The organism is Pseudomonas sp. CFII64, from assembly GCF_000416235.1.
Lineage (GTDB): Bacteria > Pseudomonadota > Gammaproteobacteria > Pseudomonadales > Pseudomonadaceae > Aquipseudomonas.
The window spans coordinates 173484-188032 of sequence record NZ_ATLO01000007.1 but is presented as its reverse complement, the minus strand read 5'-3'; the positions used below and the strand labels follow the sequence as shown (position 1 = coordinate 188032).

At 58.7% G+C, this 14549-nt stretch carries 10 protein-coding genes; 8 read left to right on the top strand and 2 right to left on the bottom strand.

What is annotated here, in order from left to right:
* Positions 1–78 precede the first annotated feature (78 nt).
* The 4 genes from CFII64_RS04310 to CFII64_RS04295 all read left to right on the top strand — a co-directional run bounded on the left by CFII64_RS04310 (position 79) and on the right by CFII64_RS04295 (position 7987).
* The gene (locus CFII64_RS04310) at positions 79–1383 is read left to right on the top strand and encodes a homoserine dehydrogenase (RefSeq protein WP_020289541.1); all 1305 of its coding nucleotides are present in this window, start codon (positions 79–81) and stop codon (positions 1381–1383) included.
* Positions 1384–1487: 104 nt separating this feature from the next.
* Entirely contained in the window at positions 1488–2897 is a 1410-nt protein-coding gene (thrC, locus tag CFII64_RS04305; protein WP_020289540.1) for a threonine synthase, read from the top strand.
* A gap of 180 nt (positions 2898–3077) precedes the next feature.
* Positions 3078–6629: a transporter substrate-binding domain-containing protein gene (locus tag CFII64_RS04300; RefSeq protein ID WP_044901163.1), complete on the top strand. Its 3552-nt coding sequence runs from the start codon at positions 3078–3080 to the stop codon at positions 6627–6629.
* A gap of 83 nt (positions 6630–6712) precedes the next feature.
* Entirely contained in the window at positions 6713–7987 is a 1275-nt protein-coding gene (locus CFII64_RS04295) for an EAL domain-containing protein (protein WP_020289538.1), read from the top strand.
* Here the strand turns inward: CFII64_RS04295 and CFII64_RS04290 are convergent.
* Positions 7956–8612, bottom strand: coding sequence for a response regulator (locus tag CFII64_RS04290; protein ID WP_020289537.1), 657 nt, complete (start codon positions 8610–8612; stop codon positions 7956–7958). The genes CFII64_RS04295 and CFII64_RS04290 overlap by 32 nt on opposite strands.
* Positions 8613–9145: 533 nt before the next feature.
* Here CFII64_RS04290 and CFII64_RS04285 point away from each other — a divergent pair.
* A complete protein-coding gene (locus CFII64_RS04285; RefSeq protein WP_020289536.1) occupies positions 9146–9442 on the top strand; it encodes a DUF3509 domain-containing protein in 297 nt (98 codons plus the stop codon).
* A 182-nt stretch (positions 9443–9624) separates the two neighbouring features.
* Here CFII64_RS04285 and CFII64_RS04280 read toward each other — a convergent pair whose 3' ends face one another.
* On the bottom strand, positions 9625–10470 hold the full coding sequence (locus tag CFII64_RS04280) for a TIGR02285 family protein (RefSeq protein ID WP_177325395.1): 846 nt from the start codon (positions 10468–10470) through the stop codon (positions 9625–9627).
* 381 nt (positions 10471–10851) lie between these two features.
* Here CFII64_RS04280 and CFII64_RS04275 point away from each other — a divergent pair, with 381 nt between their 5' ends.
* From CFII64_RS04275 to CFII64_RS04265, 3 genes are all read left to right on the top strand, one after another.
* Positions 10852–11394 (top strand): YaeQ family protein, encoded by a 543-nt coding sequence (locus CFII64_RS04275; RefSeq protein ID WP_020289533.1) that lies wholly within the window; start codon positions 10852–10854, stop codon positions 11392–11394.
* A gap of 53 nt (positions 11395–11447) precedes the next feature.
* Positions 11448–13163, top strand: a complete 1716-nt coding sequence (recJ, locus tag CFII64_RS04270) for a single-stranded-DNA-specific exonuclease RecJ (RefSeq protein ID WP_020289532.1) — start codon at positions 11448–11450, stop codon at positions 13161–13163.
* 99 nt (positions 13164–13262) lie between these two features.
* Positions 13263–14369 carry an NADH:flavin oxidoreductase/NADH oxidase gene (locus tag CFII64_RS04265; protein ID WP_020289531.1) on the top strand — a complete coding sequence of 369 codons (1107 nt, stop codon included), beginning with the start codon at positions 13263–13265 and terminating at the stop codon, positions 14367–14369.
* The last annotated feature ends 180 nt before the right edge of the window (positions 14370–14549 follow it).

The following is a 14549-nucleotide window of genomic DNA, read 5'->3' as shown; positions in this document are numbered from 1 at the left end:
TAAATTGAGAGCCGCATGGTGACGTGCGGCTGTTTTCCACGGCCAGCCTTGCGTTGGCCGTTTTACGGGGAGTTCATAGTGAAACCGGTCAAAGTAGGCATCTGTGGGCTAGGTACTGTCGGTGGCGGTACCTTCAACGTACTTCAGCGTAACGCCGAGGAGATTGCCCGCCGCGCCGGGCGTGGAATCGAAGTGGCACAAATTGCCATGCGTACGCCGAACCCCAACTGCCAGATTACCGGTACCTCGACCACCAGCGATGTATTCGCGGTGGCAACCAACCCTGAAATCGATATCGTCATCGAGCTGATCGGCGGCTATACCATAGCCCGCGACCTGGTCCTCAAAGCCATTGAAAATGGCAAGCACGTCGTCACTGCCAACAAGGCGCTGATTGCCGTGCACGGTAACGAGATTTTCGCCAAGGCGCGTGAGAAGGGCGTCATCGTCGCGTTCGAAGCGGCAGTGGCAGGCGGTATTCCGGTGATCAAGGCAATCCGTGAAGGACTGTCGGCAAACCGTATCAACTGGGTAGCCGGGATCATCAACGGCACGGGCAACTTCATCCTCACTGAAATGCGTGAAAAAGGCCGTACGTTCCCGGACGTCCTGGCCGAAGCTCAGGCCCTGGGTTATGCCGAAGCCGATCCGACCTTCGACGTCGAAGGCATCGATGCCGCGCACAAACTGACCATTCTGGCTTCCATCGCGTTCGGTATCCCGCTGCAGTTCGACAAGGCCTACACCGAAGGCATCACCAAGCTGACGACAGCTGACGTGAATTACGCCGAAGCGCTGGGCTATCGCATCAAGCACCTGGGTGTGGCGCGCAGCACTGCCGCCGGCATCGAGTTGCGTGTTCACCCGACGCTGATCCCGGCCGATCGACTGATCGCCAACGTCAACGGCGTGATGAACGCGGTGATGGTCAATGGCGACGCAGCGGGCTCGACGCTGTTCTACGGCGCCGGTGCCGGCATGGAGCCTACGGCTTCGTCGGTAATCGCTGACCTGGTGGACGTCGTGCGCGCCATGACTTCCGATCCGGAAAATCGCGTACCGCACCTGGCCTTCCAGCCGGACTCGCTTTCCGCGCATCCGATCCTGCCGATCGAAGCCTGCGAAAGCGCGTACTACCTGCGAATCCAGGCCAAGGATCATCCGGGCGTACTGGCGCAAGTGGCGAGCATTCTGTCGGAGCGCGGCATCAACATCGAATCCATCATGCAGAAGGAAGTCGAAGAACATGACGGCCTGGTGCCGATGATTCTGTTGACCCATCGCGTGATCGAGCAGCGCATGAATGACGCGATCCAGGCACTGGAAGCGTTGCAGGATGTGGTGGGTCCGGTGGTCCGGATTCGGGTTGAACATCTCAATTAAACACAGCTGCAAGCGGTCAGCGACAAGCTGCAAGCCAGGAGCCTATCGCTTCGAACTTGCAGCTTGACGCTTGAAGCTTGAAGCTCAAACCGAAGGTTTGACTTATGCGCTATATCAGTACCCGCGGCCAAGCGCCTGCGCTGAATTTCGAAGACGTGCTGCTCACTGGCCTGGCCAGCGATGGCGGCCTGTATGTGCCGGAAAACCTGCCGCGCTTCACCCAGGAAGAAATCGCTTCCTGGGCCGGCCTGCCTTATCACGAACTGGCCTTCCGCGTGATGCGCCCCTTCGTGACCGGGAGCATCCCGGATGCGGATTTCAAGAAGATTCTCGAAGAAACCTACGGCGTGTTTGCCCACAGTTCGGTGGCGCCGCTGCGTCAGTTGAACGGCAACGAATGGGTGCTGGAGCTGTTTCACGGCCCGACCCTGGCGTTCAAGGACTTCGCGCTGCAACTGCTGGGTCGTCTGCTCGACTACGTGCTGGCCAAGCGCGGCGAGCGTGTGGTGATTCTGGGCGCAACTTCCGGCGATACCGGTTCGGCAGCGATTGAAGGCTGTCGTCGCTGCGACAACGTCGACATCTTCATCCTGCACCCCAACAACCGGGTTTCGGACGTTCAGCGTCGGCAGATGACCACCATCTTCGGCGATAACATCCACAACATCGCCGTCGAAGGCAACTTCGACGACTGCCAGGAAATGGTCAAGAACAGCTTCGCTGACCAGGCTTTCCTCAAGGGCACGCGGCTGGTGGCGGTCAACTCGATCAACTGGGCGCGGATCATGGCCCAGATCGTCTACTACTTCCATGCGGCCCTGCAGTTGGGTGGCCCGGCGCGTTCGGTGTCGTTCTCGGTGCCGACCGGCAACTTCGGCGACATCTTCGCCGGTTACCTGGCCCGCAACATGGGGCTGCCGATCAACCAGCTGATCGTCGCCACCAACCGCAACGACATCCTGCACCGCTTCATGAGCGGCAATCAGTACGTCAAGGAAACCCTGCACGCCACGTTGTCGCCTTCGATGGACATCATGGTCTCGTCGAACTTCGAGCGGCTGCTGTTCGACATGCACGGTCGCAACGGCGCGGCCATTGCCGGTCTGATGGATACGTTCAAGCAAGGTGGCGGTTTCAGCGTTGAAGACGAGCGCTGGACCGAAACCCGCAAGCTGTTCGACTCCCTGGCGGTCAGTGACGAACAGACCTGCGAAACCATCGCCGAGGTGTTTGCGCAAACCGGTGAGCTGCTGGATCCGCACACCGCCATCGGCGTCAAGGCGGCTCGCGCCTGCCGTCGCAGCCTGGATACGCCGATGGTGATCCTCGGCACCGCCCATCCGGTCAAATTCCCTGAGGCAGTGGAGAAGGCGGGCGTAGGAAAAGCGCTTGAACTACCTGCACATTTGTCTGATTTATTCGAGCGTGACGAACGCTGCACTGTCTTGCCAAACGACCTCAAAGCCATACAGGCCTTCGTCAGCCAGCATGGCAATCGTGGCAAACCGTTGTAACGGTATCGTTGTGTAACAACTTTAGGCCCGCCACCCGGCGGGCCTTCTCATTTCCGCATGCCAAACTTTGGGGGTTGAGGACCTGCGGATGAGTCAGTTTTAGTGAAAGAAACAAACATTGTGCGTGCTTTGAAGGCGCCCGGCCATGCAGCGAATAATCGCGTATTTCACGCGGTTTTCTTGTCGATATTGCTGCTGCTCAGTCAACGGGCCTTCGCCGCCCAGAGCCTGCCGTTCAATCTTGTGGCGCCTTTTGTGGTGCTCGAACCCCTGGCGCTCGACATCCCGGATCGCCAATGGCTGCAGCAGCGCAAAAAACTGCGCGTCGGCATTTCCATTGCAGACTATGAACCCATCGACATCACCAGCGACCACAACCGTTACCAGGGAATCAGCGCCGATTACCTGAGCCTGATTGGCAGTAAGCTGGGTACAACGATTGAGGTCGTGGGTTTCGCCAAACGGCATGAGGCGGTTGTTGCGTTACGCAACGGGACGATCGATATCCTGACCAGCGCCAACGGCTATGAGCGCGGAGTGTCCGGGTTAGCCTATTCAAGCGACTATATGCCGGATCGCTCGTTCGTCATCGGTCGCGGCTCCGACACAGAACTGCCGCCCCATCTGGCCGGAAAAAAGATCGTATTGCTCGATGGCTATGCCGATGATCATGTCGTGCATACGACGTATCCGGACAGCGAGATCATTCTTGCGCCGAACCTGTTCAGTGCCCTGGAAGCCTTGAGTCACGGTGAAGCCGACGCCTTCATTGGCAATGAAGTGATCGCGCGCTCCTACATCGCCTTGCATCCGTATCTGGATTTCCAGATCAAGTTCGAGAGCGCGCTGCCGCCGATGGGCTTTGCGTTTGCAGTTCGGGACGACCAGAAGCGGCTGCTGGCGATGATCAATCAAGCGTTGAACAGCCTCGGTACGGCCCTTAACCGCGAAATTCTCGGCCGCTGGACGCTGGGTCTGGGCTCCGATGTGAATGGCCAGCGCATAACGCTGAGCAATGCCGAAAGAAAATGGATCGTCAAACACCCCAATGTCACGGTGGCCACCAGTCAGCATCCGCCCTATATCTACAAAGACGCGAACGGCCAGTGGGTGGGTTTGAACGTGGATATTCTGGCGAGAATCTCCCGTCTGACCGGTCTGCAGTTCGTGCATGCGGAAGTCGCTTCGACCCGCGCGACCCTGAATCTTCTGCGCGCCGCTCAAGCCGACATGAACACAACCCTGGCGGAAAACAACGAGCGGCGGAAAATCCTCGATTTCACCTATGCCTTTGGGGGCAACAGTTGGGTCTTCGTGGTGCGGGCAGGCAGCGAGTCGCCTGCATCGCTGAAGGATTTGACGGGGCGGACGCTGGCATTGCCCGCCCGGCACGCGCTGGAAGAAGTGATCCGGCGCGAGTTTCCCGCAGTCAAGCTGCGTCAGGTGTCGACTTACGAAGAGGCGCGTCAGCAGGTCGCCAACGGTCAGGCCGACGCGACTGTGCAGAATGAAGCGGGCGCTCACCTGAATCTGCCCGACACACTCAAGGTGGGTCGCAGTGTCGATGGCCGCTGGTCCCCGGACCGGTTTTCGGTGATCAAGGCCCAGCCGGAGTTGCTGAGTATTCTGAACAAGGCCCTTGAAGAGTTTCCGGTGCCTGAAATGCGCGCCATTCGCATGAAATGGCTGGGTGCGGTGGTCCCGCAGCCTTCAATCTGGAACCGGATTCCGGCCTGGATTTACTGGTTGCTGGTTGTGGCGTTGCTCATTGGCATGGTTTCCATGATCTGGAGCAGCCGCTTGCAGGGTCAGATTCGCCAGCGCCAGAAAGCCGAAGAAGCGCTTAACGATCAACTCGCATTCAAGCATGCGCTGCTCAATGGCATACCCAACCCGATTTACGTTCGTGATCTCATGGGGCGCCTGGTTTCCTGCAACAGCAGCTACGAAGAAAGTTTCGGGGTCAGTTTTGAACAGATGAACGGCCGACGTCTGATTGACGTCGACGTGATTCCTCACGAAAGCGCGCAGCAATTGCATGCTGATTACCTGACGTTGCTGAAAACCCGTAAGCCTATGTTTGTGGACCGCAGCATGCAGCTGGTCGACAGACGGATTGATGCCCGGCAATGGACCGTACCGTTTTTCCGTGCCGACGGTCAGCTGCAAGGTCTGTTGGGGGGCTGGATTGATATTACCGACCGCAAACTGTTGGAATCCCAGTTAAGGGACGCCCGCCAGCAGGCGGACCGGGCCAGCGAGGCCAAAAGTGCGTTTCTGGCCAGTATGAGTCACGAAATCCGCACGCCGATGGGGGCGATCATCGGCTTGCTGGAGCTGGAGCGGGAAAAAGCGCTGCGCCTTGGCCAAGCCCCATCCCAAGGCCTGGAAACGGCCTTTCGGTCGGCAACGGAGCTGGTCGAACTGATCGGCGAAAGCCTCGATCTGGCAAAAATCGAAGCGGGAAGTCTGCGGTTGAACCTGGCACTGGTGCCTTTGCAGCCATTCATGGAAGGCATCGTTCAGCTGTTCGAGGCTCAGGCTGCGGAAAAAGACGTTGACCTGTCCCTGAATTTCGCCGAGAGAGCACAGGGCGTTTATCAGCTGGACGCGCTGCGTCTACGTCAGGTTCTGCACAATCTGCTGGCTAACGCATTGAAATTTACCGAGCAGGGCGCGGTGGTTCTGGGTATCGACGCCACGTCCCGTGACGCCGAGTCGGTGCTATTGCACATCAGCGTTCGTGACTCAGGTGTTGGAATCAGCCCCGAGCAGCAAAGGGAGTTGTTCCAGCCATTCGTCCAGGGCAGCGAAGAGATTGCTGGCACTTATGGCGGAACAGGGTTGGGGCTGAGTATTTGCAAACAGCTGGTCGAATTGATGGGGGGCAAGATCAGTCTGTCCAGCGAGGAGGGACAAACCGGCACTGAAATTATCGTAGATATCCCCATCAAGCGTGGTGCCGAGGTGCCCGCCACTTCGATCTCAACGCCGATTCAGACAGCGGCGCTACGCTGCTTGCGGGTGCTGGTCGTCGACGATCTTTCCGCGAACCGTCTGGTCATGACTCAACAGCTTGAGTTCCTTGGTCATCAGGTCGTGGCGGTTGAAGAGGGGCAATTGGCGCTGAAGTTGTGGCGTGAGCAGGCGTTTGATCTATTGCTCACCGATTGCAACATGCCCGGCATGACCGGTTATCAGCTGGCCGAGGCGATTCGGTTATTGGAAGGCGAGCAGCCACGTTGGCGTTGCCCGATCATCGGCTGTACCGCCAACGCGTTGGTGGGAGAGGAACAGCGCTGCATTGCCGCAGGTATGGATGCGGTCATCGTGAAACCTGTTTCCCTTGAGCGTCTGGCTCAGCTCCTTGCGGCCCACGCGCCGCCACTGAGCTTCGATATGGACGCGTTAAGGCGTCTGACCCAGGCCAATCATGAACAAATGCAGCGCATGCTTGCCGAACTCTGCAGAAACCTGGATCAGGAGCAGGGTTTGATTCAACAGGCTGTAGAGCGGCACGACTGGAAGGCCCTGAGCGCAATTACGCACCGTTTGAAAGGCGCTGCCTGTCTGGTTGATGCTGTCGAACTCGCCAGGGCCTGCGCGGCTGTTGACGAACACGCACGTGATAAATCGCAAGCCGCTCTGGATGAGCACTGGCCAATCCTGCAACGATCCATGGTTCGCCTACGCGCCGACATCATTTTGCAGATGGATCGGTCCCTCATTTAGGACATGTCCTATAGGGCAAGGGGGGAGTGGCTGGTTAAAGTACAAGGCATTCGGCCAGGCGGCCTGGAGTCAGGAAACCGATCGTGCGTTCACTTACCGTATTGATACTCGAAGACAACCCTTTCCAGCTGATGGCGTTGCATCAAATGCTCAACGCCAATCAGATTTTCGATGTGCTGACTGCCCCCAGCGTGGCTCAGGCGCGGCAGTCATTGGACAAACGCGGCGGGGTGGACATCGCCATTTGCGATCTGATGATGGAAGGGCCTGATGGTCTGGAGCTGATCCGTCATCTGGCGTTGAGCGGTCAGGCGCGCGCCGTGATCATCCTCAGCAGCACCGAGTCCAGCGTTCAGGAAAGCGTTGCGCAGCTGGCTCGGCAACAGGGCATCACGGTGCTGGGCTGCCTGCAAAAACCGGCGTCTACAGTCGCTATCGGCGAATTGCTGGAAGCGTACGATGTGTTGCCGGATGCTTGCGACGAACCCTTGCCGAGCCCACGTTCCGCCTTGAGCTTCGAGGAACTGTACCCGGCGGCACAGGATGGGCCAATCGATGTGTCGGTGTTGTCCGAGCAATGGGTCGCCTGTTATCAACCCAAGGTCAGCCTGTCTGGTGAAGTACTCGGTGTGGAAGCTTTGGTGCGCTGGCAGCATCCGGAATATGGACTGCTAACCCCCGACTGCTTCATCCCGGCCCTGGATGGCGCGGGATTGATGGTGCCGTTGACCTGGCGCGTGCTCGGTCTGGCGCTGAAACTGTCTGCCGATATGCTGTGCGAGCAGGGCGAGGCGCTGCCGGTGGCGGTCAACATCACCCCGCAAATACTGGAACAGCCCGATTTTGCCGAGCAGGTGCTCGCCCGGCTGGTGCATTTCGGATTACCCGCGCAGATCCTGACCCTGGAAATCGTCGAGCAGGCGGCTCCCGAACCTGCGACCTGGCAAGTAGAAGGTCTGCTGCGCTTGCGCATGCAGGGCTGCAAGCTGTCCATCGATGATTTCGGGACCGGCGCGTCGAACCTTGAACGGTTGCTGCAGCTGCCTTTCACCGAGCTCAAGCTGCCCGCTGAATTCGTGCGTGATATGGCAGAGGACTCGCGCAAAGGTGCCGTGGTTGCCGGAGCAATGCTGATCGCCCGGCAAATGTCGCTGGACGTGGTATTTGAAGGGGTTGAGTCTGTTGACGATTTCTACTCGGTGATGGCGCTGGACGGTGCATCGCTGCAAGGGTATTTCATATCCCGACCCTTGTTGGTACACGATGTAATGCCGTGGATTGCCGAGCGCAGGAGCCAGCAGGCCCGTCAGACCTGGCTAACCACTATCAGCCAAGACCATTCTCCTGCAGGTAGATGAACAACGCGGCCTCGCTTGCCAGCCCCAGTTTGCGCATTGCATTGATTTTTTGCGCACTCACGGTTTGCTTGCTGCGATTGAGCTGAACGGCAATCTCTCCGATTGTCATGCCGGTCGCAAGCAGCCTGATGACTTCGATTTCCCGGGATGACAGCGGTTTTACAGTCCCGTTCAGGTCATGATCAGCAGCGTCCAGCATGATCTGACGCACCGAGTCAGCAATATAGAGATGTTTGCGTCGCACACTGGCGATGGCGGCTGGCAGTTCGCCGGCAACGCTGGCCTTGCTTAACAGTCCCTGGATTTTCAACTCCAGAATCGCTCGAAACAATGCGGCATTGTTGAGCATGGTGACCACGATAATGGGCAGTTCCGGAAAGTCTCGGCGAATCCTGTGCAACAGCCGCAAGCCATCGTTGTGATGTTCGTCGGGCATCATGAAGTCCGTCACCAGCACATCAGCTTCAACCCGCCGCAGGATTTCCAGCAGCTCGTCCGGGTTGCTGGCCTGGGCGATGACTTTCGCGCCATTGTTCTGTTCCAGCACCACCCGCAAACCGATGAGAAATATCGGATGGTCGTCGGCCAGGATGATGCGCAGGGATTTCTCGGCGTAAGCGCTCACAATGTTCATTCCATTTGAATTACGTATCGGGGCGCATCCCCATGAGCAGCGGCTTGCGCGGTCCCTGGCGGCATTAGATACCAGGATTCGACAGGCTGCGGCGCCATGGCAGGAGGAATCTGCGTAGGAATAGGTCGTGATTCTCCGTGAAATTTCCTACAGTTTGTTTGCGGCGGCCAGGCTGCTCACTAAATCCGTAGCAGGTTCTATGGCCGGAATGCCTTGCGGTGCGAGAGAGGGCTTTTGTGGGAGAGGACTTGTCCTCAATAGCCAGCCCAGACGCCTCTGATCCGCCTGACTCACCTGCAGTGCTGAAATGACAGCCATCGAGGACAAGTCCTCTCCCACAGGGGCAGAGCGTCGGATTGTGCCGTCACATGGAATACCGGACTGGTTTTTTCTCTGTCACATTGCGCTGGCATGCTCGAGTGCTCGGTGAGTTGCACCCTCTGGTCAAGCAATAAGAACTTTCTGATGACGCCGATGGTCATTGATAAGCACCTTTGCATTCAAACTGTTGAGTGGTGATCTAGATGGAAAATATCAGCTTACTGCTAAGTCAGGCTCTGGCCCCTTACCAAGCCCACCTTGGGCCGGCCGGACCTCAGGGTGAGCGTTTGGTCTCGCTCAAGGATGCGGCTGGAGCGGTGGTGATCAAGCGTGTTTTCAGCGCAGCGCAACTGGGCGACAAGCGCCAGTTGACGGATGTGGTCGACGGTTTGCGCCGTGATCTGATGGTTGCCGAAGGGCGAATAGAACCTTCTGTGATCGCCGCAATGCGTCATGCGGCGTTGAGTCGCCCGTTTATCTCGTCTCCCGTTTTTGTTTGAGCAGTCCGGGAACCTTATGGTGGCAGTACGCTCTGATTAATTACGGCAGGTTCAACATTGTGCTCCGGTGATTGATGCCTGCCGTACTGGTCCCGATGGACCACGGTTTACCCCGAGTAGTCTCCCCGCTGCTCGGGGTTTCTTTTTTTCCGGGTCGGTATATTCCTGCCGCCGGCCGCCAGTTACCGCAATTCATCCTCAAAGAATGCCTTGGCATCCTGCAGATACTCTTCCCGCTGGCCGTTAGGCAGCCATTGCGCGTACAGCCCGATCAGGCTGGTTTTGCGCAGCACCCGCATCTCGCGATTGATGATCTCCATGGCCTGCTGGCCTTGGGGGGAGTCCGAGCAACCGACATGGGTGAATTGATATTTGGGCGTGCCCTTGACCGGCAGGAATATCAGCTCCTCCTCGACAATGCCTTGTTGGCGGGCCTGATAAAGCGCTTCAGGCCAATAGCTGATCAAGGCTTGCAAGCGGCCCAGGCGCTCCATTTGCAGCAGGCTGCCGATGGCATCGTTGCCGTAATGCAGATTGAGTTCATTTGCTGGAGTGTCCCGCAGGATCCGGTCGATGACCGGCCCGTAGCTGCGTTCGGCAACCACGCCGAGCTTGATCGTGCGGCTCTTGAGCAACGCCGCCAGATCGATCTGGTTATCGGATATAAACGGCGCGAAGCTGGCCATATCGTCGTGACGCACCACCAGGCCATTGCTGCGTACGGCATAGGTCGGGATCGAAAACAGCAGGTTTTTCGCACGCTCGGCAGTCCAGAGCAGCATCGGATCGCAGGTAAACGACGACCTGTCGAGAAGCATCTGCATCCCTCTGGCGCGATTCACGTGCATCAGCAAGTGATCGTACTCAGGCATTCGGGCGATCAGCAGCGGCATCAGCCTGTCGATAGCGCCTTGACCCTGTTGCGGTCCGGAGAAAATGGTCACCGGCGGCATGTCGCGCAACAGCCAGATCAACGTTTCTTTCCCCTGGCTGCTGGAGGGCAAGGCACACAGCGTCAGCAAGGCCAATAAAGAAGCCATGCAGGACCTGGCGGGCAGTGCGCTGCAATAAGGCATTCGCGAATGTCGTCCCCGAGAGATGGCTGAGTATAGGATGCAAAGAAAGAAGCGGGTGTGATCAGCGTCTGAAACAGACATATTCAGCAACAATGCCCGCAATGCCGTCGAGGATATCGTTTTTTTTGATTGAATATCAAAGCCTTGAAACCAATGTGCGCCAATTGAACCAATGTGCATGACAGTGGCGTGGATTTCCGGTGATTCGCCGCATTACAGGTTCGCCACAGGGGTTCATCGATACTCGCGGTCAGGTGATCGGCCGGCTTTGGTCGTTCAACGGGGCTGCATCGGGTAGACTTGCCGCCTTTCCCCGCATCTAGAAGCCCGTTCATGGCCCAGCCGTCCACGACCTACAAATTCGAACTGAACCTCACCGACCTGGATCGTGGGGTTTACGAGAGTGTCAAACAGACCATCGCCCGTCACCCTTCGGAAACCGAAGAACGCATGACTGTGCGCCTGCTTGCCTATGCCTTCTGGTACAACGAGCACCTGTCGTTTGGTCGTGGGTTGTCGGAAGTCGACGAGCCCGCACTTTGGGAAAAAAGCCTGGACGACCGCGTCCTGCACTGGATTGAAGTCGGCCAGCCTGACGCTGATCGCCTGACCTGGTGTTCGCGTCGTACGGAACGCACCAGCCTGCTGGCTTACGGCAGTCTGCGCGTCTGGGAAGGCAAGGTCATCCCGGCAGTCAAGAACCTGAAGAACGTCAATATCGCTTCAGTGCCGCAAGAGATTCTGGAAGTCCTGGCCAAGGACATGCCCCGCGTTATCAAGTGGGACGTCATGATCAGCGAAGGCACGATTTTCGTGACCGATGATCGTGGTCAGCATGAAGTCCAGTTGCAATGGCTTACGGGCGAACGCGACTGATTGGCAGGCTCTACGCTTTAGATCGATAACCACAGAGAACCAGCGAAAACCGCATGCGCATCGAACCTCGTCTGTTGCCGGAAACCCTGCCTTTTCTCGGCGATTTGCCGCCATTGCTTACCCGGCTGTACGCCTCGCGGGGGGTGTTGTCGGAGGCCGAACTCGACAAGAGTCTGGCGCGGCTGATCCCGTATCAGCAGCTCAAGGGCATTGATGCGGCAGTGGATCTGCTGGTGACAGCGCTCAACGAGCGCCAGCGCATTCTGATCGTCGGTGACTTCGACGCAGACGGCGCCACGGCAAGTACCGTCGGCGTGCTGGGTTTGCGTCTGCTGGGCGCGGCCCATGTGGATTATCTGGTGCCCAATCGCTTTGAATATGGCTACGGCCTGACCCCGGAAATCGTCGCCGTCGCCTTGCAGCGCCAGCCGCAATTGCTGATGACGGTGGATAACGGTATTTCCAGCGTTGAAGGCGTGGCAGCCGCCAAGGCCGCCGGCTTGCAGGTGTTGGTTACCGATCACCACTTGCCAGGCCATGAGCTTCCCGCCGCTGACGCCATCGTCAATCCCAACCAGCCGGGCTGTAGCTTTCCGAGCAAGGCGCTGGCCGGTGTCGGGGTGATTTTTTATGTGTTGATGGCCTTGCGCGCGCGGCTGCGGGAAAACGGCTGGTTCGAGGCCAATCAACGTACGCAACCGAATCTGGGCGAATTGCTCGATCTGGTCGCATTGGGCAGCGTTGCCGACGTCGTGCCACTGGATGCCAACAACCGCATCCTCGTCCATCAGGGCCTGATGCGTATTCGCGCCGGGCGTGCGCGCCCTGGACTCAAAGCCATTCTCGAAGTTGCCCGCCGCGAAGCGTCGCGCATCACCTCTACGGATCTGGGCTTCATCATCGGCCCGCGCCTCAATGCGGCGGGGCGTCTGGATGACATGAGTCTGGGCATCGAATGCCTGCTCTGCGAAGACGAAACCCTGGCCCGGGAAATGGCCGGCCAGCTGGATGAGCTCAATCAGGATCGCAAATCCATCGAGCAAGGCATGCAACGCGAAGCCTTGGCCCAGCTCAAGGATCTGCCGCTGGAATCCATGCCGTTCGGTCTGTGTCTGTTCGAGCCGGATTGGCATCAGGGCGTGATCGGTATTCTTGCTTCACGCCTCAAGGAGCGTTATCACCGGCCAACCATTGCCTTCGCCAGTGCGGGCGATGGCGTGCTCAAAGGCTCGGCGCGCTCGGTGCCGGGTTTTCATATTCGTGACGCGCTGGATGCGGTCGCGGCACGGCATCCCGAGCTGATCAGCAAGTTCGGCGGGCATGCCATGGCGGCGGGTCTGTCCTTGCCTGAGGCCAATTTCCCAGCGTTCGCCGAGGCGTTCGATGTCGAGGTGCGGCGTCAGCTCAATGAAGACGATCTGACCGGGCGCTTGCTGTCCGACGGAGCCTTGGCGGTCGAAGAATTCCACCTGGAACTGGCCCGCGCCTTGCGCAATGCCGGCCCTTGGGGACAACACTTTCCAGAGCCGCTGTTTCATGGCGTGTTCCAGCTGGTGGAGCAGCGGGTCGTGGGGGAGCGGCATCTGAAAATGGTGCTCAAAAGCGAGTGCGGCACGCTCAAGCTCGATGCCATCGCGTTTGGCGTGGATCGTGACATTTGGCCCAACCCGAACATCCGCTGGGTCGAGCTGGCTTACAAGCTGGACCTGAACGAGTTTCGCGGCAATGAAACGGTGCAACTGATGGTGGCCCACATCGCGCCGCGCTAGCGATCGGCAGGAACCCTCGGTTGCAAAGGATTGTCGACTACTCTCTTGGTACGGTTTTACAGCCAGCCAAAACGACATTATTCAGCCTGAGAGGTCCCCATGAGCCTGTTGCTAGAACCCTACACCTTGCGCCAGCTGACCCTGCTCAATCGCATTGCCGTATCGCCGATGTGCCAGTACTCATCGGTGGATGGTCTGGCCAACGACTGGCACCTGGTGCATCTCGGCAGCCGCGCAGTCGGCGGCGCCGGCCTGATTTTTACTGAAGCCACGGCGGTCACCAAAGACGGCAGGATCACCCCCGAAGATCTCGGGCTGTGGAACGACGAGCAGATCGAACCGCTGCAACGCATTACCCGCTTCATTACCGCCCAAGGCGCAGTCGCCGGCATTCAGCTGGCTCATGCCGGGCGCAAGGCCAGCACCTGGCGGCCATGGCTCGGAAAATCCGGCAGCATCAAGGCCGAAGAGGGCGGCTGGACGCCTTGGGGTCCGTCGCCGATTGCCTTTGATCCAAAACACACGGCGCCGGTGCAGCTCAGCGAAGCGCAAATCCAGGAAGTCATTCAAGCGTTCGTCGATGCCGCCAAGCGTGCGCTGACTGCCGGCTTCAAGGTCGTGGAAGTGCATGCTGCCCATGGTTATCTACTGCACCAGTTCCTTTCGCCACTGAGCAATCAGCGTCAGGATCAATACGGGGGTTCTTTCGAGAATCGCATTCGCCTGACCCTGGAAGTTACCAAAGCGGTACGCGCGATCTGGCCCGAAGAGCTGCCATTGTTCGTACGCGTGTCGGCTACCGATTGGGTCGAAGACGGCTGGAATCCCGATGAAACGGTCGAACTCGCGCGCCGTCTCAAGGATCTGGGCGTGGACTTGATCGATGTTTCCTCCGGCGGCACGTCGGCCAACGCGGAAATCCCGGTCGGCCCCGGCTATCAGACCCGTTTCGCCGAACGCGTGCGCAAGGAGTCGGGCATGGCCACTGGCACGGTGGGCATGATCACCGAACCCGCCCAGGCCGAGCACATCTTGCGCACCGGTCAGGCCGACATCATCCTGCTGGCCCGCGAACTGCTGCGCGATCCGTACTGGCCGTTGCACGCCGATGACGACCTGGGCGGCCGTCTGGCAACCTGGCCCGCACAATATCAACGCGCGACCCATCGCGATCAGCCGATTCATGAGTCTGATTTGCGGGATTGATAGCACCGGCGTTGAGTTTCTGAGGCGGCGCAACTCCCTGTAGGAGCGAACTTGTTCGCGAAGGGCCGGGACATCCGCCAGAGATTCAGGGCCTGGTACGTTGCTTCGCGGGCAAATTCGTTCCTTGTATGTGCTAGTACGCTTCGTCCGGGCGACGACCCACCCGCATGTTGAGTCGTG